Annotated in this window: 23 protein-coding genes; 10 read left to right on the top strand and 13 right to left on the bottom strand. The window is 37.4% G+C overall.

Annotated features, from left to right (window positions below; translation table 11 throughout):
- Positions 1-10: 10 nt before the first annotated feature.
- Both B9T28_RS12505 and B9T28_RS12510 read left to right on the top strand, forming a co-directional pair.
- Positions 11-1,141 (top strand): TDT family transporter, encoded by a 1,131-nt coding sequence (locus B9T28_RS12505; RefSeq protein WP_086204418.1) that lies wholly within the window; start codon positions 11-13, stop codon positions 1,139-1,141.
- A gap of 113 nt (positions 1,142-1,254) precedes the next feature.
- On the top strand, positions 1,255-1,818 hold the full coding sequence (locus B9T28_RS12510) for a 5'-methylthioadenosine/S-adenosylhomocysteine nucleosidase family protein (RefSeq protein ID WP_086204324.1): 564 nt from the start codon (positions 1,255-1,257) through the stop codon (positions 1,816-1,818).
- A gap of 116 nt (positions 1,819-1,934) precedes the next feature.
- Here the strand turns inward: B9T28_RS12510 and B9T28_RS12515 are convergent, their stop codons facing one another.
- The 8 genes from B9T28_RS12515 to ubiG all read right to left on the bottom strand — a co-directional run bounded on the left by B9T28_RS12515 (position 1,935) and on the right by ubiG (position 8,616).
- Positions 1,935-2,564: a TetR/AcrR family transcriptional regulator gene (locus B9T28_RS12515; protein WP_171263517.1), complete on the bottom strand. Its 630-nt coding sequence runs from the start codon at positions 2,562-2,564 to the stop codon at positions 1,935-1,937.
- A 681-nt stretch (positions 2,565-3,245) separates the two neighbouring features.
- Positions 3,246-4,598 carry an amino-acid N-acetyltransferase gene (argA, locus tag B9T28_RS12520; RefSeq protein ID WP_086204326.1) on the bottom strand — a complete coding sequence of 451 codons (1,353 nt, stop codon included), beginning with the start codon at positions 4,596-4,598 and terminating at the stop codon, positions 3,246-3,248.
- Between the two features lie 217 nt (positions 4,599-4,815).
- Positions 4,816-5,193, bottom strand: coding sequence for an RcnB family protein (locus B9T28_RS12525; RefSeq protein ID WP_086204327.1), 378 nt, complete (start codon positions 5,191-5,193; stop codon positions 4,816-4,818).
- A 222-nt stretch (positions 5,194-5,415) separates the two neighbouring features.
- A complete protein-coding gene (locus B9T28_RS12530; protein ID WP_086204328.1) occupies positions 5,416-5,799 on the bottom strand; it encodes an RcnB family protein in 384 nt (127 codons plus the stop codon).
- Positions 5,800-6,083: 284 nt separating this feature from the next.
- Positions 6,084-6,239 (bottom strand): hypothetical protein, encoded by a 156-nt coding sequence (locus tag B9T28_RS14905; protein WP_171263518.1) that lies wholly within the window; start codon positions 6,237-6,239, stop codon positions 6,084-6,086.
- Between the two features lie 188 nt (positions 6,240-6,427).
- Complete coding sequence (locus B9T28_RS12535) at positions 6,428-7,174, bottom strand: YciK family oxidoreductase (protein ID WP_086204329.1); 747 nt, start codon at positions 7,172-7,174, stop codon at positions 6,428-6,430.
- 42 nt (positions 7,175-7,216) lie between these two features.
- Entirely contained in the window at positions 7,217-7,903 is a 687-nt protein-coding gene (locus tag B9T28_RS12540; RefSeq protein WP_086204330.1) for an HAD family hydrolase, read from the bottom strand.
- Positions 7,903-8,616 carry a bifunctional 2-polyprenyl-6-hydroxyphenol methylase/3-demethylubiquinol 3-O-methyltransferase UbiG gene (gene ubiG / locus B9T28_RS12545; RefSeq protein WP_086204331.1) on the bottom strand — a complete coding sequence of 238 codons (714 nt, stop codon included), beginning with the start codon at positions 8,614-8,616 and terminating at the stop codon, positions 7,903-7,905. Before ubiG ends, B9T28_RS12540 begins: the two co-directional genes overlap by 1 nt.
- A 183-nt stretch (positions 8,617-8,799) precedes the next feature.
- Here ubiG and B9T28_RS12550 point away from each other — a divergent pair, with 183 nt between their 5' ends.
- The gene (locus tag B9T28_RS12550; RefSeq protein ID WP_086204332.1) at positions 8,800-9,414 is read left to right on the top strand and encodes a thiol:disulfide interchange protein DsbA/DsbL; all 615 of its coding nucleotides are present in this window, start codon (positions 8,800-8,802) and stop codon (positions 9,412-9,414) included.
- A 60-nt stretch (positions 9,415-9,474) separates the two neighbouring features.
- Here the strand turns inward: B9T28_RS12550 and B9T28_RS12555 are convergent, their stop codons facing one another.
- Positions 9,475-10,122 carry a TetR family transcriptional regulator gene (locus tag B9T28_RS12555; protein WP_086204333.1) on the bottom strand — a complete coding sequence of 216 codons (648 nt, stop codon included), beginning with the start codon at positions 10,120-10,122 and terminating at the stop codon, positions 9,475-9,477.
- Between the two features lie 175 nt (positions 10,123-10,297).
- Here B9T28_RS12555 and B9T28_RS12560 point away from each other — a divergent pair, with 175 nt between their 5' ends.
- From B9T28_RS12560 to B9T28_RS14910, 5 genes are all read left to right on the top strand, one after another.
- A complete protein-coding gene (locus tag B9T28_RS12560) occupies positions 10,298-11,320 on the top strand; it encodes a flavin reductase family protein (protein WP_086204334.1) in 1,023 nt (340 codons plus the stop codon).
- Between the two features lie 141 nt (positions 11,321-11,461).
- Positions 11,462-12,604, top strand: coding sequence for a fatty acid desaturase family protein (locus B9T28_RS12565; RefSeq protein WP_086204335.1), 1,143 nt, complete (start codon positions 11,462-11,464; stop codon positions 12,602-12,604).
- A 282-nt stretch (positions 12,605-12,886) separates the two neighbouring features.
- A complete protein-coding gene (gene rph, locus B9T28_RS12570) occupies positions 12,887-13,603 on the top strand; it encodes a ribonuclease PH (protein WP_086204336.1) in 717 nt (238 codons plus the stop codon).
- 308 nt (positions 13,604-13,911) lie between these two features.
- Positions 13,912-16,077: a phosphocholine-specific phospholipase C gene (locus B9T28_RS12575; RefSeq protein ID WP_086204337.1), complete on the top strand. Its 2,166-nt coding sequence runs from the start codon at positions 13,912-13,914 to the stop codon at positions 16,075-16,077.
- Positions 16,078-16,273: 196 nt separating this feature from the next.
- A complete protein-coding gene (locus tag B9T28_RS14910; RefSeq protein ID WP_171263519.1) occupies positions 16,274-16,432 on the top strand; it encodes an ABZJ_00068 family colistin stress protein in 159 nt (52 codons plus the stop codon).
- 7 nt (positions 16,433-16,439) lie between these two features.
- Here B9T28_RS14910 and B9T28_RS12580 read toward each other — a convergent pair whose 3' ends face one another.
- The 4 genes from B9T28_RS12580 to nadC all read right to left on the bottom strand — a co-directional run bounded on the left by B9T28_RS12580 (position 16,440) and on the right by nadC (position 22,642).
- Positions 16,440-18,272 carry an LTA synthase family protein gene (locus B9T28_RS12580; RefSeq protein WP_086204338.1) on the bottom strand — a complete coding sequence of 611 codons (1,833 nt, stop codon included), beginning with the start codon at positions 18,270-18,272 and terminating at the stop codon, positions 16,440-16,442.
- Positions 18,273-18,323: 51 nt separating this feature from the next.
- Entirely contained in the window at positions 18,324-20,183 is a 1,860-nt protein-coding gene (locus tag B9T28_RS12585; RefSeq protein WP_086204339.1) for an LTA synthase family protein, read from the bottom strand.
- A 271-nt stretch (positions 20,184-20,454) separates the two neighbouring features.
- Positions 20,455-21,618 carry a YfaP family protein gene (locus tag B9T28_RS12590; RefSeq protein ID WP_086204340.1) on the bottom strand — a complete coding sequence of 388 codons (1,164 nt, stop codon included), beginning with the start codon at positions 21,616-21,618 and terminating at the stop codon, positions 20,455-20,457.
- Between the two features lie 178 nt (positions 21,619-21,796).
- Positions 21,797-22,642 carry a carboxylating nicotinate-nucleotide diphosphorylase gene (gene nadC / locus B9T28_RS12595; RefSeq protein WP_086204341.1) on the bottom strand — a complete coding sequence of 282 codons (846 nt, stop codon included), beginning with the start codon at positions 22,640-22,642 and terminating at the stop codon, positions 21,797-21,799.
- A gap of 158 nt (positions 22,643-22,800) precedes the next feature.
- On the opposite strand from nadC, the gene ampD reads away from it, so the two are divergent.
- Complete coding sequence (gene ampD, locus B9T28_RS12600; RefSeq protein ID WP_086204342.1) at positions 22,801-23,373, top strand: 1,6-anhydro-N-acetylmuramyl-L-alanine amidase AmpD; 573 nt, start codon at positions 22,801-22,803, stop codon at positions 23,371-23,373.
- A gap of 77 nt (positions 23,374-23,450) precedes the next feature.
- On the top strand, positions 23,451-25,001 hold the full coding sequence (gene murJ, locus B9T28_RS12605; protein WP_171263520.1) for a murein biosynthesis integral membrane protein MurJ: 1,551 nt from the start codon (positions 23,451-23,453) through the stop codon (positions 24,999-25,001).
- Positions 25,002-25,055 lie beyond the last annotated feature (54 nt).

Genomic DNA, 25,055 nt, shown 5'->3' on the forward strand with positions numbered 1-25,055 from the left:
GATTCAAGCAATGAAAAAGCCATTGTATCAGTTAGCCCAGACCCGTGATGTGATCCGTCAGTTTACCCCAAATTGGTTTACTGTGACGATGGGGACTGGTGTTGTGGCATTAATTTTACCTGAGTTTCCATTTGCGCATACATTCTTGATGCAATTGGCGACAGGCTTATGGCAATTCAATACGCTCTTATTTATAGCATTCACGTTGCTCTATCTTCTCCGTTGGTTTCTCTATCCTCAAGAAGCAAAGCAGATTTTTTCCCATCCAACCATGGGCTTGTTTTTAGGTGCTATTCCGATGGGATTGGCGACAGTAATCAATGGCTTGTTAAAGTTTGGTCTACCTGTATATGGTGATATGGCGATCCATATTGCACAAGTACTTTGGTATGTGGATGTTGTTTTAGCCGTTGTAATTGGTGTTGGTGTTCCATTTTGTATGTATAGTCGTCAGGAACATCAGTTGCACAGTATGACTGCAATGTGGTTATTACCGATTGTTGCTTGTGAAGTCGCAGCAACGTCAGGTGGTTTGTTATTACAGCACCTTGCTATAGATCAACAGGCTTTGGCTATTTTACTCGGTAGCTATATGTTATGGGGCATGTCTGTCATTCCTGCCTTTGCTATCCTGACGATTTTGATGTTGCGTTTAGCATTACATCAATTGCCGAGTAAAGAATTAGCCATTACTGGATGGTTAGCTTTAGGTCCAATTGGTACTGGTGCTTTGGCTTTATTGGTTCTCGGTGCCCAAGCTCCGCATGTTTTACAAGTATTTGGCTTGGAAAGTTTAGGGGTCTTCTTTAAAAATGCCGGCATCATGTGTAGCTTTATTTTGCTAGGTTTTGGTATGTGGTGGTTTGCAATTGCGGTCTTTACGACATTTAGCCATGCCAAAAAAGGTTTACCTTTTAATTTGGGTTGGTGGGGGCTGACTTTCCCATTGGGCGTATTTACCCTCGCAATTTTAAATCTTGCACAGCAGATGAATGCTCAGTTTTTACAACATATTGCTTTAGCTTTCGCAGCAATTCTCATGATGCTTTGGGTCATCGTTATGCGTAAAACCTTGCTTGGGATGTATGCAGGTCATTTATTTTTCTCTCCCTGTTTAAAAAATTTATTAGAAAAACAATAAGCGTTTAATCAGCCAAAATCCTCCTTTGAAAAAGGAGGATTTTTTATATCTCGCATTTGCACGATTTTAGTTTTTAGATTTTAATATTGGCAAGTTTTTAAGATGCTCAATGTATGAAACATGATTTAGCTTTAATGATGGCATTGCCCAATGAATCTAAAGGTTTATTTGAACAAGAACATATCAATGTTCACTATAGCGGTATTGGCAAAGTAAATGCTGCATTTAAAGCATTTGATGTCATTCAAAAAACTGGCTGTAAAACATTATTGAATTTAGGCACAGCAGGCAGTTCTAGATTTAATGCACACGAATTGGTTGAAGTCAGTCGTTTTGTCCAGCGTGATATGGATGTGTCTCCACTCGGTTTTGCAGTAGGCGTGACGCCCATGGATCATGATTATCCAAGTGGCATAGACCTTGAACCTTATTTTAAACATCTTCCTCAAGGAATTTGTGGTACAGGGGATAGCTTTGAAACGGGGATACCCAAAGTCGATTGTAATTTGGTGGATATGGAAGGCTATGCCATCGCGAAGGTCTGTAAAAAGCTTGGTGTACGTTTGGTATCGGTAAAATATATTACCGATGGTGCAAACGACACTGCACATTTAGATTGGGAAGCCAATTTATTATTAGGCGCTCAGAAGTTATTAGTACTCTATAAGAGTTTATAAGAAAGTATCTGAGTCTCTCTATTTTTAGTTTGGCGACCATAGTTAATTATGGCCGTATGCCAAAATAAATGCTTTAAAGTGATCATTTATTTGAGATGAGAAGTGTGCAAATTTAATTAAGTACGCGGTAAAATTCCATATAAAAGCATGTGAATGGTATGTTCAACAGCACGTTGATACATGCTACGATTTTTTAAAGTTTTACCAGTCACCATTTCCATCTGGGTACTAAAATCGGCATAATTTTGTGTTAATCCCCAAATATTTAGGATCAATAATTCAGCGTCAATTTGGTCGGAAATTTTCCCTTGCACTTGCCAATTTAAAATGACTTTTGCTTTACGTTTAAATAGTTTTTTCAACGGGCCTTTTAATATTGGCAAAATATGTGGGGCACCTTGAATTATTTCTAAAGCAAACAGTTTAGATGCTTTAGGCTGTGTCCGTGAAATTTCAATTTTGATCATTAAATAATGACTAAGCGCTTCAGCAGGCTCTAATTCAGATTCCAGCATTTGTAAAGGGGCAAGCCATTTTTGCATGACAGTGGTTAATACTTCGACATATAGTGCTTCTTTATTTTCATAATAATAGAAAATATTAGATTTATGCATATCTGCAAGTTGCGCTATTTCATCTAAACTGGCGCCATTAAAACCGTAGAGTGAAAATACATCTAATGCAGCAGCCAAAAGTTGCTGTCTTTTTTGAGTACTCTTTTTTTGTTCCATCTTATGAAATTGCATTTAAAGGGAGTCTTAAATTGTACGGTAAAATGTTTGATTTGTGCACAGGTGATCACAATATTTTATAATTATTCCGATAATCCATATTGTATTGGCCTAATTGCATTTTAGGATTTAATGCATTCAAAATTTTAGCAGTTAATTTAAGCAAGCTAAAATAAGAGAATAGAATTTTAAAATAATAGACGAGATTACATATTATTCAATAAAGAACAGATTATTTTTATTTAAACGAGTGTAATGGATTGAAAGTAAGAGTGATGTCCATTCAAAATCCTCATTTATTGTTTGATTTTAAAGCGCTTATTTACATTTTTCGAATACTTTTTCACGTCAAGTGGTGAGGGTGTTGGAGCAGAACCTAAATTTGATCTACCATCATTTTTTAACAAAATACTCTTAAAGAGTTAAATTTAATTTGAATGTTGTTTGGTGGTTCTAAATCGGCAATAAAAAATAACAGGGTATTTTTACTCGCTACAGCGACTCCAACTAACAACCAATACACCGACATTGATGTAGAGCTCTAAGTTCCACGTGAAACGGAACTTTATTTAAAAATATGAATGAGAAAAATAGAGATATAGGGATTTTCTAAAGCAATCCCTATATTGGCTTTCAGGGCTGAATTGCATAGCTGTTTAATAGAAATTGAGCGAATGATCGAGGCTGAGTTGAGCCTTAAATCAATTTTTTAAACACCATTGAATTACGCTGATAGTTGTATAAAGCCTGACGTGCTTCTGGAAGATCATCGACACTTGCACTGATAAAACCATGTTCTAAGAACCAATGTGCTGTACGTGTCGTCAGCACAAACAGCTGTTGAATGCCCATGTGATGTGCTTTTTCTTCTAAGAAATACAAAATTTGGCTGCCACGATTAGACTTTCGATAACTTGGATGTACAGCAACACAGGCGATTTCTGCGGATTGGATTTCATTTGTTGCTGTAGGAATTGGGTACAACGCAGCACACGCTAAAATGGTTCCATCGCGCTCAATAACCGCAAACTGTTCAATTTCACTTTCTAAGCGCTCTCGTGAACGATAAACGAGAATCCCTTCTTCTTCGAGTGGGCGAAGTAAGTTCATCAAACCACCGACATCACCAATATTGGCCATACGGACTTCTTCATAATGTGCATCTGTGATCATGGTGCCATGACCATCTCGGGTAAACAATTCTTCAATTAAAGCACCATCATAGGCATAAGAAAGTAAATGCACACGATGCACACCTTTTAATGAGGCTTCTTTGGCATTGTGTAGATGTAAGGCAATTTCAAAATGAGAATTTTGATGTTGCGTAATGTGCTGATCGAGTTGCTGTGGGGTAATTTCACGCAGTAACTGCCCATGTTCATCTAATAAGCCTTGTTGTTGACCTAAGAAAATTAACTTATCGGCTTTAAGATGAATCGCCGTTTTGGTGGCGACCTCTTCGGCAAGAAGATTAAAGACTTCGCCAGTAGTGGAATAACCAGTTGCGCCTAAGACCACAATATTATGATTATCTAAATGGCGTTGAATCGCTTCGGTATCAATACTGCGAACTTCACCGGTAAGTTGAAAATTGACTCCATCACGGATGCCATAGGGTTTTGCAGTGACAAAATTTCCAGAGACAACGTCAATACGAGCACCAAACATAGGTGAGTTGGCGAGTCCCATAGACAATAACGCTTCAATTTGTAAGCGAATTGAACCGACTGCATTCATGATACAGGGTAAGGCTTCACGAGTCGTCACTCGACGATTGATATGAATAGGGCTCTGAATGCCTTTTTCTTGGAGATTGGCATTAATTTGTGGGCGTGCACCGTGCACTAAAATTAAGCGAATTCCAAGGGAGTGGAGTAAAGCGATATCATGAATAATATGTTGAAAATTTTCATGTTGCACCGCTTCGCCACCAAACATCAGAACAAAGGTTTTACCACGATGTGCATTGATATAAGGTGCAGAATGACGAAACCAATGCACATACTGTTGAGTTGTGCTGTGTATTGTTTCTAAAGCGTCAGTTTGCATGCCTAATCCAATGAAAAACGAGGAGTGTTCTGCTGATTCTAAACAAAAAACAGAATTACGGAATAGTGAATGTAAAAAAAGCCCTCTTGTACCTTGAGAAAACCAATGTTTTGCTCAAGGTACAAGAGGGCAGGTGGACAAATAGCGGTATTTTCTAGTCAAGATTTGCGATCAAATCAAAATTAGATCTCTAGGTTAATTTTATTCAGAACTCGATTTATCCAACGATTCGAATAATTTGATGGTTGCGTTCATTTACCAAGACATAGTCACCATTGATTTTATACCATTGTTGATATCTTCCTGGTTTCGGTAAATGGCGGTAATTCTTATAATTGATTTGATAGCGAGATGAGCTGAATTGATTCGGTAAATATTGTCCTGTACGCCATTCACGACTTGGGTTTACTCGACGGTGATCACGATCATAACGGTCATGTTCGTAGCGATTATTGTTTTGCTGATTATATTGATTATTCCAGTGACTTGGCTGTGAATAATGGCGGTTGTCTTGATAATCTTGTGGAGCAGCTATTGCTGACGTCGCAATCATAGCACTGAGCGATAATGCCATAGCAGTTAATACTTTTTTCATGTGACTCACCTTAAATTAACTTTTGTCCTTCAATGAGATTAAATTACGCAACAATTAGAGATAAATGGTGAGGGAGATTTAGTTGAATTGTGAAATGTATGAAGATTTCATGGAGAAATATCGTTTCTAAGCTGAAAATAAGTGAGTTGAATGTTATAAAGCAAAAAAAGCTCAAACTGTTGTTTGAGCTGATCAATAAAAAGTTACTTTATAAAGAATGATTTACATTCCTCGAATGCCGACAATATTATTGCTATCTGAATCTACTAAAATATAGTCATTATTGATTTTGTACCATTGCTGATTACGTGAAGGTTTCGGTAGATTATTGTTTTTATAATCGGTTTTATAGCTATTGCCACGATAATGTTGCGGCATGACATAACCAGTTTGCCATTTATGTTGTTGTAGGCGACGTACACCACGCTCTTCACGTTCGCGACGTTGTTCATGAATATTGTCTTCATCTTGTTGTAAATCGCTAAAATTTTGACCATGACCTCGGTCATTGTTACGCTCATTGTCAAAATGGGATCCTGCATTGGCAACATGACTGGTCAGCAATGCACTGAAAAAAATGGCTAATATAGTCAAAATATTTTTCATGTTAGGCCCTCGTTTATTTATGCTATTTTTTACACCACTAATGTACTGTGAAATTGCAGAGAAACTGTGAAGATAAAGCATCAGTTCATTTAAAAATGCAGAGATAATAAGAACATATTTTAGCAAAAGATAAAAGAATTTCGTCGTGAGGTATTTATATTTAAACGCTTTTGCTGATGAATGGTGGTTTGATCTTTTTCAAAAAAATTGTAAAAAAATATGAAATCTAGAGATAGCTCATGCAAATTCCATGCATCGGTGGTTGGATCTCGGATGTCTTGGTATTAATACCATTGTCGTGTGATATTTTTGAAACAGTCTATCGCTTCAACCACATGTTGGGCTTGCTTGGCATCATTTAGAGCGTGAATGAGGGAATTGGATAATTGTAAGTCTTGAATCGATTGAATCGTTTCCATTTTACGTTTTAAATCAGTCATCAGAAGTATCTCAAATTAATTAGTACTTAACTGAGCATAGTGGAAATATTTGAATTTGAAAAACCGAATAATATTATAATAATGATTGGATATTTAGATTTATAGGCGAGACCGCAAGGTATTAAGCTTCAAAGATCTAGCATAAGCCCTCTCAGATGAGAGAGGGAGGAAATCAGTACACTGTATTTTTAATCCTGAGCATCAATACTCTGACCATTCATTCTTAAGCTATCTTCGCCCATTAAATATAGATAGGCGGGTAAGATCGCTTCTGGGGTCGGCAAAGTTTTTGGATCTTCATCAGGATAGGCTTTGGCACGCATTGCAGTTCGTGTACCACCTGGATTAATACAGTTATAACGAATATTGGGATAGGTATTCTCTTTAGCAAAAATCTGGCTGACGGCTTCAATCGCAACTTTGGAAACAGAATAAGCACCCCAGAGCGCGCGAGCTTCTCGGCCTACACCTGAACTTGCGAAAACCACAGAGGCATGTTCCGATTTTTGTAATAAAGGTAATAAGGCTTGTGTTAAAACAAAGGGCGCTCTTAAATTCACAGCCATAACATCATCCCAAACTTCTTCAGGATAATGCGCCAGTTCTACGCGTTCACCTAAAATTCCCGCATTATGCAATATGCCATCTAAACGTCCGAATTGCTGTTCTAAGGTATTGGCCAAGACTTCATAGTCGGTTGCACTTGCTGTGGAAAGTTGTAACGGTAAGATCGCAGGTTGTGGTGCGCCTAAGGCTTCAATTTCATCATAAATGACTTCAAGTTTATTTAGAGTACGACCATGCAAGACGACAGTTGCGCCGTGTAGTGCATAGCTAAGAGCAGCAGCGCGCCCAATACCATCTCCTGCACCAGTAATTAAGATAATTTTATCTTTTAATAAGTCAGGACGAGGTTGATATTCTGAATATTTCATGGCTGACCTCCTATAATTGTTATGCTGTTTTAAAATTTCAATTTAAGTCATGGGAAGATTGATATCTAGCAATTTATGAATGACCTGATGTAATTCAGTCACATTTTCTACTATACAGTCTGCTTGCCATGCCTTTAAGTCATCTTTGTGTTGCAATGGTAAATAACCGTAAGCTGCAAGAATCGTATACATTTCAGCGTTTCGACCAGCATCAATATCTCGTGGATGATCTCCAACATAGATAATTTGTTTTGCATCAATCTTTAAGTGGTTGGCTGCAAGGAACATCGGTTCTGGATCTGGTTTGGTTTTATAGACATCTTCAGGACACACCAATACAGCGCAACGTTCGGTTAAATGTAACGCTTTGAGCAATGATTCACTCAATCCACGGGGTTTATTGGTCACGATTCCCCAAGGAATCGCATGTGTTTCCAATTCTTCAAGCAATGGATGCATTCGGTCAAATAGAGCGGTATCTACCGCAATATTCGTCCCATAAATGTCTAAAAAGCGTTGACGATGAGCGAGAAAAATTGGATCTTCAACATCCAACTCTGGATACACCAGTTTCACCATGGCACGTGCGCCTTCAGAAACTTGTGTTCGAATGAGATCGGCATTGACAATCTCACGCCCTTCTTCACGACACATTGTTTGAATGATGCGGATAAAATCCGCAGCGGTATCAATCAAAGTTCCGTCAAGATCAAATAGAACCGCTTTCATTACACACCTGCATTGACGGTATAAACCATATAGTTCACATCAACATTTGGCGCAAGCCAATAGTGTTTGGTTAATGGATTGTAATGTAAACCCGTCATATCTTTCATAGTTAAACCTGAATTGCGAATGTCATTGGCAAGTTCGGAAGGTTTAATGAATTTATGATAGTCGTGTGTACCTTTTTTGAGTAGCCGAAGTACATATTCTGCACCAATAATTGCGAACAGATACGCTTTCGGATTGCGATTAATAGTCGAAAAAAATACATGGCCATTGGGTTTAACCAATTTTTGACAGGCTTGAATGATGGATGCAGGATCGGGTACATGTTCAAGCATTTCCATACACGTCACAATGTCATACTGCCCAGCTTGTTCTTCTGCGAGTTGCTCCACAGGGACTTGGCGATACTCAATGTTGCTGACATTTTCTTGTTCTGCATGTAAGCGCGCCACATTTAAAGGTGCCGCCCCCATATCAATACCCAAAACTTGGGCACCACGCCGTGCCATACTTTCAGCCAGAATACCGCCGCCACAGCCAACATCTAAAGTTTTCTTACCACTTAAGCCACCTGAGTGTTCATCAATCCAATTTAAACGTAACGGATTAATTTGGTGTAAAGGGCGAAACTCAGATTGCTGATCCCACCATAAGGCAGCAAGCGCTTCAAATTTAGCAATTTCTTGTGGGTCAACATTAAGTTTCGACATAAGCACCACCTCTGAGTAATTTGTTTTAATCAAAAATTAATTCAAGCTGTGCTAGTGTAACCATAATTCTGAAAAAAGCGATGAATCGCGTAAAAAACTTCACAGAAGGAAAACGAATTTCCCATATTTGTTTTATAGTTAGTGCATAAGCTATACAAAATGATTGAGAGGACAATAAGCGTAATGAAAAAATTTATTTTAAGCAGCATGACGGCCATGGTTATGGCATTTTCAGCACAGGCGATGGCTGCAGATTATGTTGCAGGGAAGGATTACACCATTATTCAAAATCCAGGCAAATCTGCTGTTCCTGGTAAAATTGAAGTACGCGAATTCTTTTGGTACGGTTGCCCACATTGTTTCAAACTTGAACCACACATGCAGACTTGGTTAAAGAAAATTCCGAAAGATGTGTATTTTGTGCGTACACCGGCTGCGATGAATAAAGTCTGGGAACAAAATGCGCGTGGTTATTATGTTTCTGAAGCATTAGGCGTACGTAAGTATAGCCATATTCCATTATTCCATGCGGTGCAGGGTGGTCAGCAGATTTTTGATCAGGCTTCGCAAGCCAAATTCTTTACTCAATATGGTGTGCCTGAAGCGAAATTTAATAGCTTATACAATTCATTTGCAATTACCGCTAAAGTTGCTGAATCGAATAAATTAGGTCAACAATACCAATTATCGGGTGTGCCAGCCGTGGTTGTTAATGGCAAGTATGTGGTGCAAGGTGAAAATGAAAAAGTCACTCAAGTGGTTGATTATTTAATTAATAAAGAACGTACTGCTAAATAAATGTGAGTAATAAAAAACCCGCTTTAAGCGGGTTTTTTATTGTATACATAAGCTCAAGGACTAAGTGGTCGGTCTTTCCCAATTCGAAATCCCACGGAAAATGAGTTGAATTTGGGTGACTATTTGATTTTTTAACACCATTTTTTCGAGTTCTAATTCAATGCTCGGTGTTTGGCGAACTAAATTAATCCAAGACATGGCCCACGTAAACGAGAGATTAATTAAAATATTAGATAAGACCTTTAAATCATTCATATTTTGAAAATGTTGCACACTCTCTATCTTTTCTAGAGAAGTCGTAAATTCCTGATTTAAGTAGTCAATCTCTCTTGAAATAGCATGTCGAACGACTTCAGCACCGCCCCAGCGTTCTGCAATCATAAAAATCCAAGGTGCAGGATTTTGATCTACCGCAGAAAAAAAGAGTTCTAGGCTAGCTTTGGTTTTGGTCTCAGGATGGTTTAAATAAGCCTGTCCGAGTTGGTGTAAAATGGTTTGCAAATGTAAGGCAACTTGATCGACTAATTCTTTACCCAATTCATCCATATCTTGAAAATGTCGATAAAATGCCGTGGGAACTAAACCGACTTCACGGGCAACTTCACGCAGACTGATACTCGAAAATGATCGACCTGAGGTACTTAAACGTAAAGCAGCATCCAATAACGCTTGGCGACTTTGTTGTTTACGTTCATCACGAATCGACATTCTGATACCTAAGATAAATAAGTTGTAATGAGTCTATCAAAAATTGATAAAAATTAAACGACGAATGTCAGTGTACAGATGTTGACTGAGTGCTAAAAATGAGTATAGTGTACAAATGTTCACTAAAAGAACATATGTTCACTCAATAAATAGCAAGCACAAAGAGGAACGCAATATGAGTCGTTATATGCAGTATCAGCCAGAATGGGTGCGTGAAGATTTTGTCGATTTTATCGCTGAAAAAATCAATCCTGTTTGGGCTTGGAAAAAGATTAAAGCATCTATTATTAAAACACGTGCTTTAAGCCCTGATTTTTATCAAATTCAACTTCGTCCTAATCGTAATTTTAAAATGCAACAGTTTCAGGCAGGGCAAAGCTTACTGATTACGGTTGTCGTGGCTGGTATTCGTCAGCAACGGAGTTATTCGATTGTAAAAATTTTGGCGAATGGAGATATTCTTATTGCGGTTAAGCAGCAAGGCAAAGTCTCCAATGCTTTAACCAAAATGGCTTTTGGTAGTATCGTAGAAATATCACAAACTCAGGGTGAGTTTGTTCTAGATGAGCGCACGCATTCAATTCTATTGATTGCTTCTGGGAGTGGAATTACTGCAATTTATGCATTGCTAGAAGATGCATTGTCACGATCAATTCAAAAAATTGATTTAATTTATTTCACTCGTGATGATGCTTTTCATACAGATATTGAGCAACTAGCACAGCAATATTTACACTTTAACTATCATCACATTAATACAGTCGCGCAAAAGCAGCATTTAACTGCCGCGTTATTGGAAAGTTTAGTTGCTGATTTTCAGCAGCGTCATAGCTATGCCTGTGGTGCATCGGATATGATGCTGAATTTAAATCAAATCTATCAACAATTTGGAATCTCAAACCAGTTAAAACAAGAGTATTTCCAAGTGGTGGTTGATGAAACTTTAGCAGCTCAATCGGTCAAATTTTTACGTTCCCAGCAAGAATTTGAAGCCAAATCTAATTTGTTGGAAAGTGCTGAGCAAGCGGGATTGAGGCCGACGCATGGTTGTCGTATGGGGATATGTAACACCTGTAGCTGTACTAAAGTCAGTGGTTCCACCAAAAATATTCTGACCGGTGAAATTGATCATGCCAGTCAGATTCAAATCAAACTGTGTATTAGTCAGGCCGTGAGTCCTGTGGTGATCAATCTTTAAAATAAGTTTTGTAGATTTGAAACTTTTAATTAATGAAAACATATTTTTTCAGGCTGCATTTTCGCAATGAGCTTGAGGGAACGTTATCTCAAAATTTCAGTCCGTGATTTAAAAATACGTGAATCAGGTAGGAGAAAAATAATGAATATATCCGTCAATTTTCTAAAAAATAGTCCATCGCAACATTTGAGTCCAGAACAAACGGCTGAGTTTGGTCGTCGTGTCGATGCAATCCGCCGTGAAATAATGGATAACATCGGTGAGCAAGATGCTGAATATATTTATAAAATCCGAAATTTTGTTCGTAATAGTGAGATTGCTTCACGTGCTATGTTGATGTTTGCAGGTTGGATTCCGCCAGTCTGGGTTATTGGTACTGGTTTATTGGGTATTTCTAAAATCGTCGAAAATATGGAATTGGGTCATAACGTGATGCATGGTCAGTTTGATTGGCTCAATGACCCGAGTCTCAATGGTGCCAATTATGATTGGGATACGATGGCTGCTGGTGATGATTGGAAATACACGCATAACTATGTGCATCATACTTATACCAATATTGTCGGCAAAGATCACGATGTCGGTTATGGCTTGTTGCGAGTAAGTGAATCGCAAAAATGGGAACCACGCTTTTTATTGAATATTCCTTTAGCAATTCAATTGATGGTTTTTTTTGAATGGTACGTTGGCCTGCAAAACTTACATTTAGAAGATGCACTAATTTATAAGACCAAAACGTGGCAACAAGTTTGGCAAGATGCAAGTAAGTTTCGTAAAAAAGCCCGTCGCCAAATTTTAAAGGATTATGTATTTTTTCCGATTATCGCGGGTCCCAATGCCATCCCAGTATTTGCAGGCAACGCAATTGCCAATGTGATTCGTAGTTTATGGTCTTCTGCAGTCATCTTTAATGGCCATTTTACTGAAGATGCTGAAACTTTTGAAGCAGATAATACGGAAAATGAGACACGTGCGGAATGGTATTTACGTCAGATTCGTGGTTCAAGTAATTTTACCGGTACGCAAGCTTTACATATTTTAAGTGGTAATTTGAGTCATCAAATTGAGCATCATTTATTTCCGGATATGCCTGCCAATCGCTATGCGCAAGTTGCGCCTCAGATTAAGGCGTTATGTGCTGAATATGGTATTCACTACAATGAAGCAAATTTCTTTCAGCAATTTGGAAGTGTATGGATGCGTTTAGCAAAATGTTCTCTACCCAATTCGATGACACATACGCTGATGCAGTCTTTACAAAAAGTGAAAGGGGTTTTTGCTTAATTGACTTAATGCATTGCTTCGCATGAAAGTCATCTCTCATGTGATCAATATGGGGCAGATATTACTTTTCAGGGATGAAAAGTAAGAAGATGATATTTCTGGAGGCGAGTTCTAGGTCTTTATTTAAATTATAGGTTTAAAGCAGTACAACTGGCGCTATTGAGATTATATTTATACATCTGAGATGATTATATTCAAAAACCATCAAGCTGTAACAAAACCATCTTATCTGCTTCTGTTATACTAATGCGCAATCAATTTAAGCCATTCTAAGGATGAATTATGCGTATCGACCAACGTACTTTAGACCAATTACGTGAAGTTAAAATTACTCGTAACTATACGCGTTATGCGGAAGGTTCAGTATTGGTTGAATTTGGTCATACTAAAGTACTTTGTACAGCAAGTATTGATAATTCAGTTCCACGTTTTTTAAAAGGTAAAGGACAAGGTTGGGTAACTGCAGAATATGGTATGTTGCCACGTTCAACCCATACACGTAGTGATCGTGAAGCAGCTCGTGGTAAGCAAAGTGGTCGTACGCAAGAGATCCAACGTCTGATTGGTCGTAGCTTACGTGCTATGGTTGACCTGAAAAAATTAGGTGAAAATACCATTACCATTGACTGTGATGTGATCCAAGCCGATGGTGGTACACGTACAGCAGCCATTACGGGTGCAGCAGTAGCCTTAATTGATGCCATGAATGTATTGCTTGAGAAAAAGAAAATTAAACAGGACCCTCTAAAAGGTTTAGTTGCCGCAATTTCTGTGGGTATCTATCAAGACGAAGTGTTACTTGATCTTTGCTATGAAGAAGATTCAAGCTGCCAAACAGACTTGAATGTTGTGATGACACAAGCGGGTGAATTTATTGAAATTCAAGGGACTGCGGAAGAAAAACCATTTACGCGTGCACAATCCAATGCAATGCTTGAAATGGCTGAAAAAGGCATTCAAGAATTAGTGAAAAAACAACAGGAAGCATTGGGTTGGTAATTTAACGCCATAATTTCTGTACTTAAAAACGCATCTTCGGATGCGTTTTCTTATATTTAAAATAAAAATTAATTAAATTGCCATGAAAGCATCACCAAACTGTCACTGGGCTTGTATTGACTATGAGCATCTTTCATTTATGGATTTGCCCGATGCGATTTTTAATTCTGAGTTTCATGTTCAGCAGTAGTTTATTGCTCAGTGCATGTAAGGATAGCAATGATAATAAGAGTTCAACACCCAATCCACCAACCTCAAATTGCAAAATACATTGCGCACCATAAATAATAATAAAAAAGGACAGAAGAATGAATCGTCGTGAATTTTTACTTAATTCAACTAAAACTATGTTTGGAACGGCAGCCTTAGCTAGTTTTCCTTTAAGTATTCAAAAAGCTTTAGCAATTGATGCCAAAGTTGATACAGGCACAATCAAAGATGTCAAACATGTGGTGATTTTGACCCAAGAGAATCGATCTTTTGATAACTATTTTGGAACCTTAAAAGGTGTCCGTGGTTTTGGTGACCGTTTTACGATTCCCTTAAGCAATGGGCGTAAGGTATGGGAACAGTACGATGCAACTCAAAATAAAGTATTGCCGTATCATTTAGACAGTAGCCGCGGCAATGCACAACGTGTCAGTGGAACGCCACATTCATGGTTAGATGGTCAAGCGGCTTGGGATGCTGGTCGAATGTCTAGCTGGGTTAAATATAAGCAGCCTCAGTCGATGGGTTATTATAAAAAACAAGAAGTTGAATTTCAATTTGCTCTAACCAATGCCTTTACAATTTGCGATGCATATCACTGTGCTATGCATGCTGGGACTAATCCAAATCGAAAATTTATTTGGACTGGAACCAATGGTCCAACTGGAGCAAATGTTGCCAGTGTGGTGAATGAGTTTGATGATATTGGTCCATCAACACAAGGCTATGAATGGATCACCTATCCTGAGCGGTTACAACAAGCAGGGGTGACATGGAAAATTTATCAAAATATGCCAGATAATTTTACCGACAATCCATTAGCCGGTTTTAAGCAGTATCGTCGCGCCAATGAGCTTTCAGGTCAGCCAGTGAGTAATTCAGCAGTCTGTCCAGCTTATGATACGGCAATAGATGCTACACAACCACTTTATAAAGCCATTGCCAATACGATGCCTGACGGTGGTTTTTTAGGTGCATTGAAAGATGATATTGCTCAAGGTCAGTTACCAGAAGTGAGTTGGATTGTTGCACCAGCGACCTATAGTGAGCATCCTGGACCTTCAAGTCCTGTACAGGGTGCTTGGTATATTCAGGAAGTTTTAAATGCATTAACCAATAATCCTGAGGTATGGAGTCAGACGGTTTTATTGGTGAATTTTGATGAAAATGATGGATTTTTTGATCATATACCATCGCCAAGTGCACCATCACGTGATGCCAATGGTGTACTACAGGGGAAAACGACGCTGTCAGATCAACAAATGTCTTACGAATATTTTGATCATAAAGCCGTAGAGACTTCAAAATCACAACCAAAGCCTGATGGTCGTGTTTATGGGCCGGGTGTGCGTGTACCGATGTATGTCATTTCACCTTGGAGTCGTGGAGGATGGGTTAACTCTCAGGTCTTTGATCATACTTCTGTAATTCGTTTTTTAGAGCAACGCTTTGGGGTTCAAGAGTCGAATATTAGTCCATATCGTCGTGCTGTATGTGGTGATTTAACCTCAGCCTTTGATTTTAAAACCCCCAATTTATTTGTTCTTCCGAATTTAGATGGCAAGAAAACCAAAGCAGAGGCCGATGCCATTCGTAGCGCACAAGCTGCAATGCCACAAGTATCACGACCTTTAAGTCAGCAATATCCAGTGCAAGATATGGGAATTCGTCCTTCACGTGCATTGCCTTATATATTGCATAGTAGTGCCAAAGTAGATCTTACGACTCAAACGGTTAAACTCATATTTTCCAATACAGGAACGCAAGCGGCTGTGTTCCATGTCTATGACCGTTTAAATTTAGACGCAATTCCACATCGTTATATGTTGGAAGCAGGTAAACAATTAGATCACAGTTGGACGACTCAACAAGGTCAATATGATTTATGGGTATTGGGACCAAATGGTTTTCATCGCCATTTTATCGGTAATTTAAATAAAGCGACCCAGAGCGAATCTCTCGCAGAAGTGAGAGTGTGTGTAGAAGAGTGTGATCCTAAAATTTATTTGAAAGTTCGCAATGATTCAACTAAATCTACAAAACTGTCGGTTAAAGCCAATGCTTACTTACCCAACCAGACTTGGAATATCGAGACAGTGTCAACTGAAAAAGAACTGAAATGGGATATGTCTCAATTTGGTGGTTGGTATGATTTTACAGTCACCATGGTGGATGATCCAACGTATCAACGTCGTTTTGCAGGCAGGATTGAAACCAATGAAGATTCCATTTCAGACCCGTATATGGGCTTTATAGAGTCTTAGTTTGAGTTTTTAAAATTTTCAATAAGGTGCGCTATGCACCTTATTTTTTATAAAATTTTGAATTGTTTTGATATATAGATTCTTTTTATAGATACATAACTACTTTTGAGATGATGTGGTTGTTATACAAAACCTACCATAATTTGTCATATCCTCCCATTAGCTTGAATACAAATTTTTTATAATGAGTTTGTTGATGAAAATATTGATTATTCTATTTGCAGTCATTACCTTTTTAATCATGGCGGGTGATCCTCGCTCAGACAATGTCGAAACTCGAGACTCATCTTTCAATCAAAAATTATCGAAAGAAAAGCCCAAGCAAGAGCATGAAGACTCCGAAGAGTCTTCATAAGAAAATTTTAATTTTGTGCTTGAGCCTTTAGAATTTGATAACTAAAATTTTTACCGTTGAGCACATCCATATTCATATCTTTATATTCATTCAATATTTGTGCTTGATCAAATTGACAGCCTTTTTTTGGCATGATCGCCGTTTGATGTACTGCGTCATAGCATGAGCTGACTTTATTGATAAATGCATAATAAGGTGAAAGAGGAATGTGTGCTGCTTCTAAAACTTTAGGAGCTAAGAAATGTGCTGCAATAAAATCCCCTTGCAATGCTTTACGATCCATTGGGAAATTACTCCAAACGGCTAGAGGGGTTTCAAAGAACTTAACATCTTTTTTCTCCGCTTTTTCCTGTGCGGAAGCAAAGAAGCCATATTCATCATACACCGCTTGTAAATTAGGTAGATGGTCGCCAAAGAAAATAATCATGGTTGGACGATCTAATTGTTTAACATTTTCAATTAAGTCTTTTAATTTATCATCTGCACGTTTCATACCGGTTAAATAGGTATTTAATTGGCGCTTAGAGGCATCACTGATGCCCACTTTGCTAATTTTGTAGTTGTCTTTGCCAAAACGATCATCGCTATACATCGGGTGATTTTCGACACTAATCGCATAAATGAATTGTGGTTGCTCTGAATTTTTTAATTGATTTTGAATGTTGCTATACAACAAATCATCTGTTGCCCAACCACCTTCATTGATATATTTATTTTTTTCAGATGCGCTCACCATATTCTCAAGTGAAATGAAACGATGAAAATCTAGATATTGATAAATATTACTTCGATTGTAAAAGTATTTGCCATTATTATGCATTGCAGTGGTTTCATAACCTAATTGATTTAAATATGTAGGTAATGAATAAGTAGGTCGTTTTAAGTTTGATACATAAGCTAATTTTTTATTATTGATTAAAGTATTTAATCCAGTTAAAACTTCAAATTCGACATTCGCAGTACCCCCACCAAAACTAGGCGAGAGTAGTGTTGATACCTGATTTTTATGAATGGTTGGAGTAATATTTTTTGGAATGCTTTTATCGAGTTGCGTTGCATCCCAATGCGACTCACTCATCACAAAAATAATATTGGGTAAATTTTTCAGTAAAACAGTTTTATTATTCTCTAATTTAAAAATATGCTTAATTCTATTTTCTGAAATATTTGAGTCACTTTCTTCAAAAAAAGTATCAATTGATTTGGATACAAAGAAAGTTACGAATCCATTTTGTATAATGATTTCATGATCTCCTAACCAATTATCTTGAGTACGTGGCAGCACTGCTACAAGTTTACATCCAATATTTATATTTATTTGACAATAAGAATAAAAATATTGTTGTCTATTGATTAGTATGTACGAGGAAATGATGAGTAAGGGTATGAATATATATAATAGGTGTAAAGAAATATGACTAGGTTTTTCTTTTTTATAAAAAAAATAAATGATTGAACATAATAAAAGTAATAATATTATTATTCCTGCTTTTAATAATAAAGGACTTGCAATAAGAGTTTCCTTAAATAGAAAAAAATCACTAGGAATTAAACTTGAAGATAAATATAAATTTTTTTTGAGATTAATGTAGTTTAAAGTTATATATATTGAAAAATAGATAATTAATGTTGTGAATAATCGTTTTGTAAAAAAATAAATTATATTTAATATGGAGATAGGAAACAAACTAGAGAATATAGTTTGAATAGTTATAAATAGTAGACTTTGTTGTTTAAGAAAAGGGGGGAATACAAGATTATTATTTATAAAAATTGAAGTATAAATACAAATTATAGATATGATAAGAAAGATAGTTTGGTATTTAAGAAACGATTTCATTAGATTTCAAGTGAAAATAAAACGACTATTTAGTGAAATTATAGCATATATTTAACTTTTTATTTGAGCCTTTAGAATTTGATAACTAAAATTTTTACCATTGAGCACATCCATATTCATATCTTTATATTCATTCAATATTTGTGTTTGATCAAACTGACAGTCTTTTTTCGGCATGATCGCTGTTTGATGTACTGCGTTATAGCATGAGCTGACTTTATTGATAAATGCATAATAAGGTGAAAGAGGAATGTGTGCTGCTTCTAAAACTTTAGGAGCTAAGAAATGCGCTGCAATAAAATCCCCTTGCAATGGTTTACGATCAATTGGGAAGTTACTCCAAACAGCTAAAGGGGTTTCAAAGAACTTAACATCTTTTTTCTCCGCTTTTTCCTGTGCGGAAGCAAAGAAGCCATATTCATCATACACCGCTTGTAAATTAGGTAGGTGGTCACCAAAGAAAATAATCATGGTTGGACGATCTAATTGCTTAACATTTTCAATTAAATTTTTTAATTTATCATCTGCACGTTTCATACCAGTTAAATACGTATTTAACTGGCGCTTAGAGGCATCACTGATGCCCGCTTTACTAATTTTGTAGTTATCTTTACCAAAACGATCATCACTATACATCGGGTGATTTTCGACACTAATCGCATAAATGAATTGTGGTTGCTCTGAATTTTTTAATTGATTTTGAATGTTGCTATACAATAAATCATCTGTTGCCCAACCGGCCTGATTAATAAATTTCTGGCGATCAGCGGCATTGACCATATTTTCAATCGAGGTAAATCGGTTGAAACCTAGATTTTGGTATACCGCGCTACGATTATAAAAATATTTACCATTATTATGCATTGCAGTAGTGTCATAACCCAATGTATTTAAATACATAGGAAGAGAGTATGTTGGACGTTTAAGTTTAGAGACGTAAGCTAATTCATTATGATTCAGTAAAACATTTAAACTCGTCAGAACTTCAAATTCGACATTCGCAGTACCCCCACCAAAACTAGGTGAGAGTAGTGTTGATACCTGATTTTTATGAATGGTTGGGGTAAGGTTTTTGGGAATACTCTTATCGAGTTGCGTTGCATCCCAATGCGACTCACTCATCACAAAAATAATATTGGGTAAAACCTTATTCTCTTGTGAAGGGGACAGAGTAAGCTCAGTTGGAGCGGCTGGTTCAGCATATAAAGCCTGAACTTTATCTTCAGGAATATTTTCAGTTTGAAAGATCTTGGTATTGATACTATCGACTGATTTTGAAAAAAAGAAGGTGGTAAAACCTAGATTTTTAATGGTGAGGTGATCACCCACCCAGTCACCGCGGGTATTTGGTAAAAAAGCAGTGTATTGGCATAGCGAAGATTTGCTCGCAGATGAACATGCCTGATTAAAATTATTGGTAAAGTTTGCGGTCACAAAAAATGAAAGAATGGAAACTGAAAAAATTCCATTAACCAATAATAATTTATTTTTCCCAAAGTTTTCTTTTTTATATAGAAAAATAAATAGCGCTAAAAATAATGTAATTCCTGTAAACACAGTAAATTTTAGTAAAAGAGGCGAGGCAATAAAGGTCTCTTTGACTAACAAAAAATCATTCGGTACAAAGCTTGAGGATAAATATTGCTCTTTCTTGATATTGATAAATGTCAGTAAAAAAACTAAGAATTGACTTAGTAAAATGGTTGCAAACGTTTTTCTTAACAATAAGTAAAATAGACTAATAAACGCATAATTGAGGAGAACAGAAAAACTATATTTATAGAGGCGCGATTTTTGATAAGCTTCAGAAAGTTGTAAGAACTTATTGAGATCTTCTTGATATAAGAAAAAAATGAACACGGATAAAAAAGCCACAAGTAGGAATAATACTTGCTGTTTCAATGTCGTCATTTGATCTAATTTGCACTGCTTTGGGATGGGCCAATATTATAGGCCGTTTAGATATTTTTACAATGTAATCGAGTTGGTTGATTTGTAACCATTTGGTGCGATTTAGGTTCACTCATCATTAAGGCTGAACTTATGCTTAAAAAGATTATCGAAGCAAAATAAATGAGATGCTTTTGAGTCAGGGATACATAGATACACTTTCTTTCATCGTTGTTGAAAGCTTTTATTGATATTAAAAAAGAGGAATTGTGAAAATTCCTCGGTACATGATTTAACGACTTACTCGTCGGATTGCCTCATCATAACTTGGGCTTGGTTTAAACTGATTGGCTTGCTGATAATGAGTTAATGCTGCTGCATCATCCTGATGATTTTCATAAATACGCCCCATATTATAATGTGAATAGGCTTTAGTATTGTTATTGTTGGCTAGGGCAATGGCTTTTTGATTGGCCCATAATGCCTCTGCGGAACGATTAAGCTTTTGATAGCTTAGTGCTAAATTACTATAGGTTTGTCCAATACTTGGATTGTAATCAATCGATTGTTGATACAGCATTGCTGCTTGCTCAAATTGATTATTTTTATAGGCTTGATCTGCTTGAAGATTCAACGTTTTGGCATGGGCTTGATTGGCGCTTGAAACAGTAACTTGATGTATTTGTGTTGCTTGATTTTGATAATTAGAAACAGTGGAGCCAATTCGGCTTGCACCAGCCTGAGTACCTGAGATTTGGTTGATATCTTGAATTTCTCCTTCTGGTGAAATACGGAATACCGTCCATAAGTTTCCAATTTTGCCTGTAGGAACATAATAGGAACGGATTAAAGATTCGCCTGCATAAACCATGACTTTGGCTTGGCTATTGGCAAGGTTATGGGTATCAGGGGATTCACGATCGGAATAATCATGTACAGAATAAACATAATACTGATCGGCTAAGCGTTTTTCGATAGTAATTGTTTCTGGGCCATACGAATCCACATCATCTACATCTAAGTTGGCATTTGTACCTTGTTTGCTATCCCAATAAATATGTTGATTTTTATAAATTAAATGTGAATCTAAATCTGCAGGATTTTGCCCCCAATTCAGTACAACTCGCATACTATTCAAATCTTTGAGTATTGGACTTAATGCATAGGTCATACCATCACATGGGCATTTTGCCACCAAAGTTGAATAACCCTGCTTTTTAACAATCAGTAGGTTTTCAGCAGTATCGTTGAGGCTGCTCTCAATTGTAGTTCGTCCTTGAGCATTGGTATGGTTGGATGCAGATCTTTCCCCATTTTTTTGTAAAATAACTTCTGCATTGACAATGTTCTGATCTTTTACCGTTGCACTCAGTACATGCACATCTAAAGGTGCAGCAATACTGAATGAGGAGATCGATAGACTTAAAAGACTACATAAGTAGATTGTTTTTTTCACTGTTATATTCTCTATGTTTATAATAATTTGGCTAAATTAAATATAGAAGATCACATTAGCTTTTCAAAAGTATATTTATGTAATCTGTCGTCAAGGTAGTAAATAGGGATGATAAATAAAAAACGACAGCAGAAGGACTGTCGTTTTATGCTTTCAAGTGGAGATTTATTTTTAAGTGTTAAGCGTTAAAACGCATAGATAAATCCACAGCTTTAATGTCTTTGGTGAGAACACCCATTGAAATATAATCTACACCTGTGCTTGCTACTTCACGTAAATTATCAAGCGTGATATTACCGGATGCTTCTAGTTTACAGCGACCAGCCACATGTTTAACGGCATCAATCATTTGTTGATTACTAAAATTATCCAGCATGACGATATCTGCTTTAGCTTGAAGTGCTTGATTTAATTCATCCCAAGTTTCGACTTCGACTTCAACAGGCTTGCCAGGTGCAATTAGATGTGCTTTGGCAATGGCTTGAGTGATACCACCCGCCGCCATAATATGATTTTCTTTAATTAAAAAAGCATCAAATAAACCTAAACGATGGTTTTGACCACCACCAACTGCAACCGCATATTTTTGCGCAATCCGTAATCCTGGTAAAGTTTTACGGGTATCTAATAGCTTAGTATTTAAACCCTCAAGATGCTTGAGATAGTCAGCTGTTTTGGTTGCCACGGCCGACAGGGTTTGGATAAAATTTAAAGCAGGGCGTTCTACAGTCAGTAAACTACGTGCCGAACCTGCTAATTTAAAAATAGGTGCATTGGCTTGAACGAAATCACCATCATTTTTAAGCCAGGTGATGTGTACCGTTGGATCATAGGCTTGAATTAAGGCATTCACCCACGGTTGTCCTGCAAGAATCATATCTTCACGGGTGATAATCGTCGCAGTGGCTTGTTCATCTTCAGGCGTGAGCAGGGCCGTAATATCAGCATTGCCAATATCTTCCTGTAGCGCGTGTTGAATATTGATTTGAATTGATTGTTCAAGCAAAGATTCAGGTATGCTCATGGAATCCCTTTCGTGTTCAGCCTTAAAATTGAGCGTTATATTAGCATTCTCGTTGAATGTTTTGAGAAGTTTTTATTTAAGATTGTTCAGCGTAAACTACTCTTGGTCCGAATGGTGGATTTGGATTTAAAAAGATCATGATCGTCTAGGAATGAGTTATGCAATCAGCAGCAAAATTTCAAGTTGTAAATGGGCAGCTCATCGGTGCTCGTCAAATTTCTTCACCCAATTATAATCAACGGCCTGAAGATACTGAAATACAGCTGATTGTCATTCACAATATTAGCTTGCCGCCTTCACAATTTGGGGGCGGATATATTGAACAATTTTTTCAAAACCAACTGGATTGGTCAGTACATCCTTATTTTCAAACGATAGCAGGAATGCAAGTTTCAACCCATTTACTTATTTTGCGCACGGGTGAAGTCCTTCAGTTTGTGAATTTTAATGACCGTGCTTGGCATGCTGGACGTTCAAGTTATCTTGCTAAAAAAGAATGCAATGATTACTCCATTGGCATTGAATTAGAAGGCAGTGATGATACTGATTTTGAAGATATTCAATATCAAGTTTTGGCAGATGCTGTGGCAAGCTTACAGCAGGCATTCCCAAAAATAGCGCATCATTTAGCGGGTCATTCTGATATTGCATCAGGACGAAAAACAGATCCAGGACCACATTTCCAATGGTCATATTTTAGAGCATTATTGGCTCAGAAAAAGCAGGCTTAAAAATCATCACGGCATTCATGAATTAACAACGTAATTTTTAGAAACTTTCATTACAATAGCGACTTTATAATTACTAGGTGAATACGATGGCGCTGTGGCGATCCACCTTCATTGTCAGTGCAATGACCATGTTGTCACGAGTGTTAGGGCTTGTGCGAGATATGGTACTTTTGAATGTCTTTGGTGCAGGCAAAGACTTCGATACTTTTGTGGTCGCTTTTCGTATTCCAAACTTTTTCAGGCGATTATTTGCCGAAGGTGCCTTTTCACAAGCTTTTATTCCAGTATTAACTGAATATAAAACAACAAAGTTACATGAAGAAGTTCAGATCCTGATTAGTCGAGTATTTGGCTGTCTGTTAACGGTCATGTCTTTGCTGACATTATTTTGTATGGTGATTGCACCTGCAATTTTGTATGTCTATGCGCCGGGTTTCCATCATGATCCTGCCAAATTTGATTTGGCTGTAGACATGTTTCGGCTCACGATTCCATATTTGATGTTTATGTCACTGACAGCTTTTGCCAGTAGTATTTTGAACAGTTATGGTTCATTTTCGACTCCAGCATTTTCCCCAGTTTTATTAAACATCGCCATGATTGCGGGTGCTTGGTGGCTTGCACCTCATCTAGCAGAGCCTATTATGGCGCTCGGGTGGGCAGTGGTTATTGCGGGAATATTGCAACTGGCGATTCAAATTCCCGAACTGTGGCATAAAAAATTATTGATTCCACCCAAGATTGATTTTAAGCATGAAGGTGTAGATCGTATTTTAAAACTGATGTTGCCAGCTTTGTTTGGTGTTTCAGTGACTCAGATCAATTTATTATTGAATACCATTTGGGCATCTTTTATGCAGGATGGTTCGGTCTCTTGGTTGTATAGTGCTGAACGGATGACGGAGTTACCTTTAGGCTTAATTGGTGTAGCAATCGGTACTGTTATTCTGCCATCACTTTCAGCCCGCAAAGCAGAACATGATCAAACCAAATTTCGTGCCATGCTCGATTGGGCAGCCCGTGTCATTGTCTTGGTGGGTGTGCCTGCAAGTATTGCATTGTTTATGCTGTCTACACCGATTATTCAAGCATTATTCCAACACGGTGCTTTTGATCTACGTGATACTCAAATGACGGCAATGGCATTGCAATGCATGAGTGGTGGTGTATTGGCATTTATGTTGATTAAAGTCTTTGCACCTGGTTTTTATGCGATGCAAGATACCAGAACGCCAGTACGCGTTGGTTTAATGGCTGTAGCGGCAAATGCCATTTTAAATATTGTCTTTATTGGGATATTTAAATTAATCGATTGGAAAGCTGAGCATATCGCCCTTGCGATTGCTTCTTCAGGTTCAGCGTTGGTTAATGCTGGAATGCTGTATTACTACTTGCATAAGCGCGATATTTTCCGTTTTGGGGCACATTGGAAAAAGTTATCGATTCAGTTTGTGATCGCAAATTTAGTCATGATAGCCGCACTTTGGTACGGACTGACTTGGTACGATGGGGCACTGTCCCAGTGGATTCGTATTGCTGAAGTAGTCGGACTCTGTGTGGTTGGTGTAGTGGCTTATGCTGTGGCGTTGCTTGCTTCTGGATTCAGACCACGCCATTTGAAACATTAAAAAATTTAAGATTGAAAATGAAAAAACATCGTAATGATTTAAAAATCACTACGA

The organism is Acinetobacter silvestris (assembly GCF_002135235.1).
Lineage (GTDB): Bacteria > Pseudomonadota > Gammaproteobacteria > Pseudomonadales > Moraxellaceae > Acinetobacter > Acinetobacter silvestris.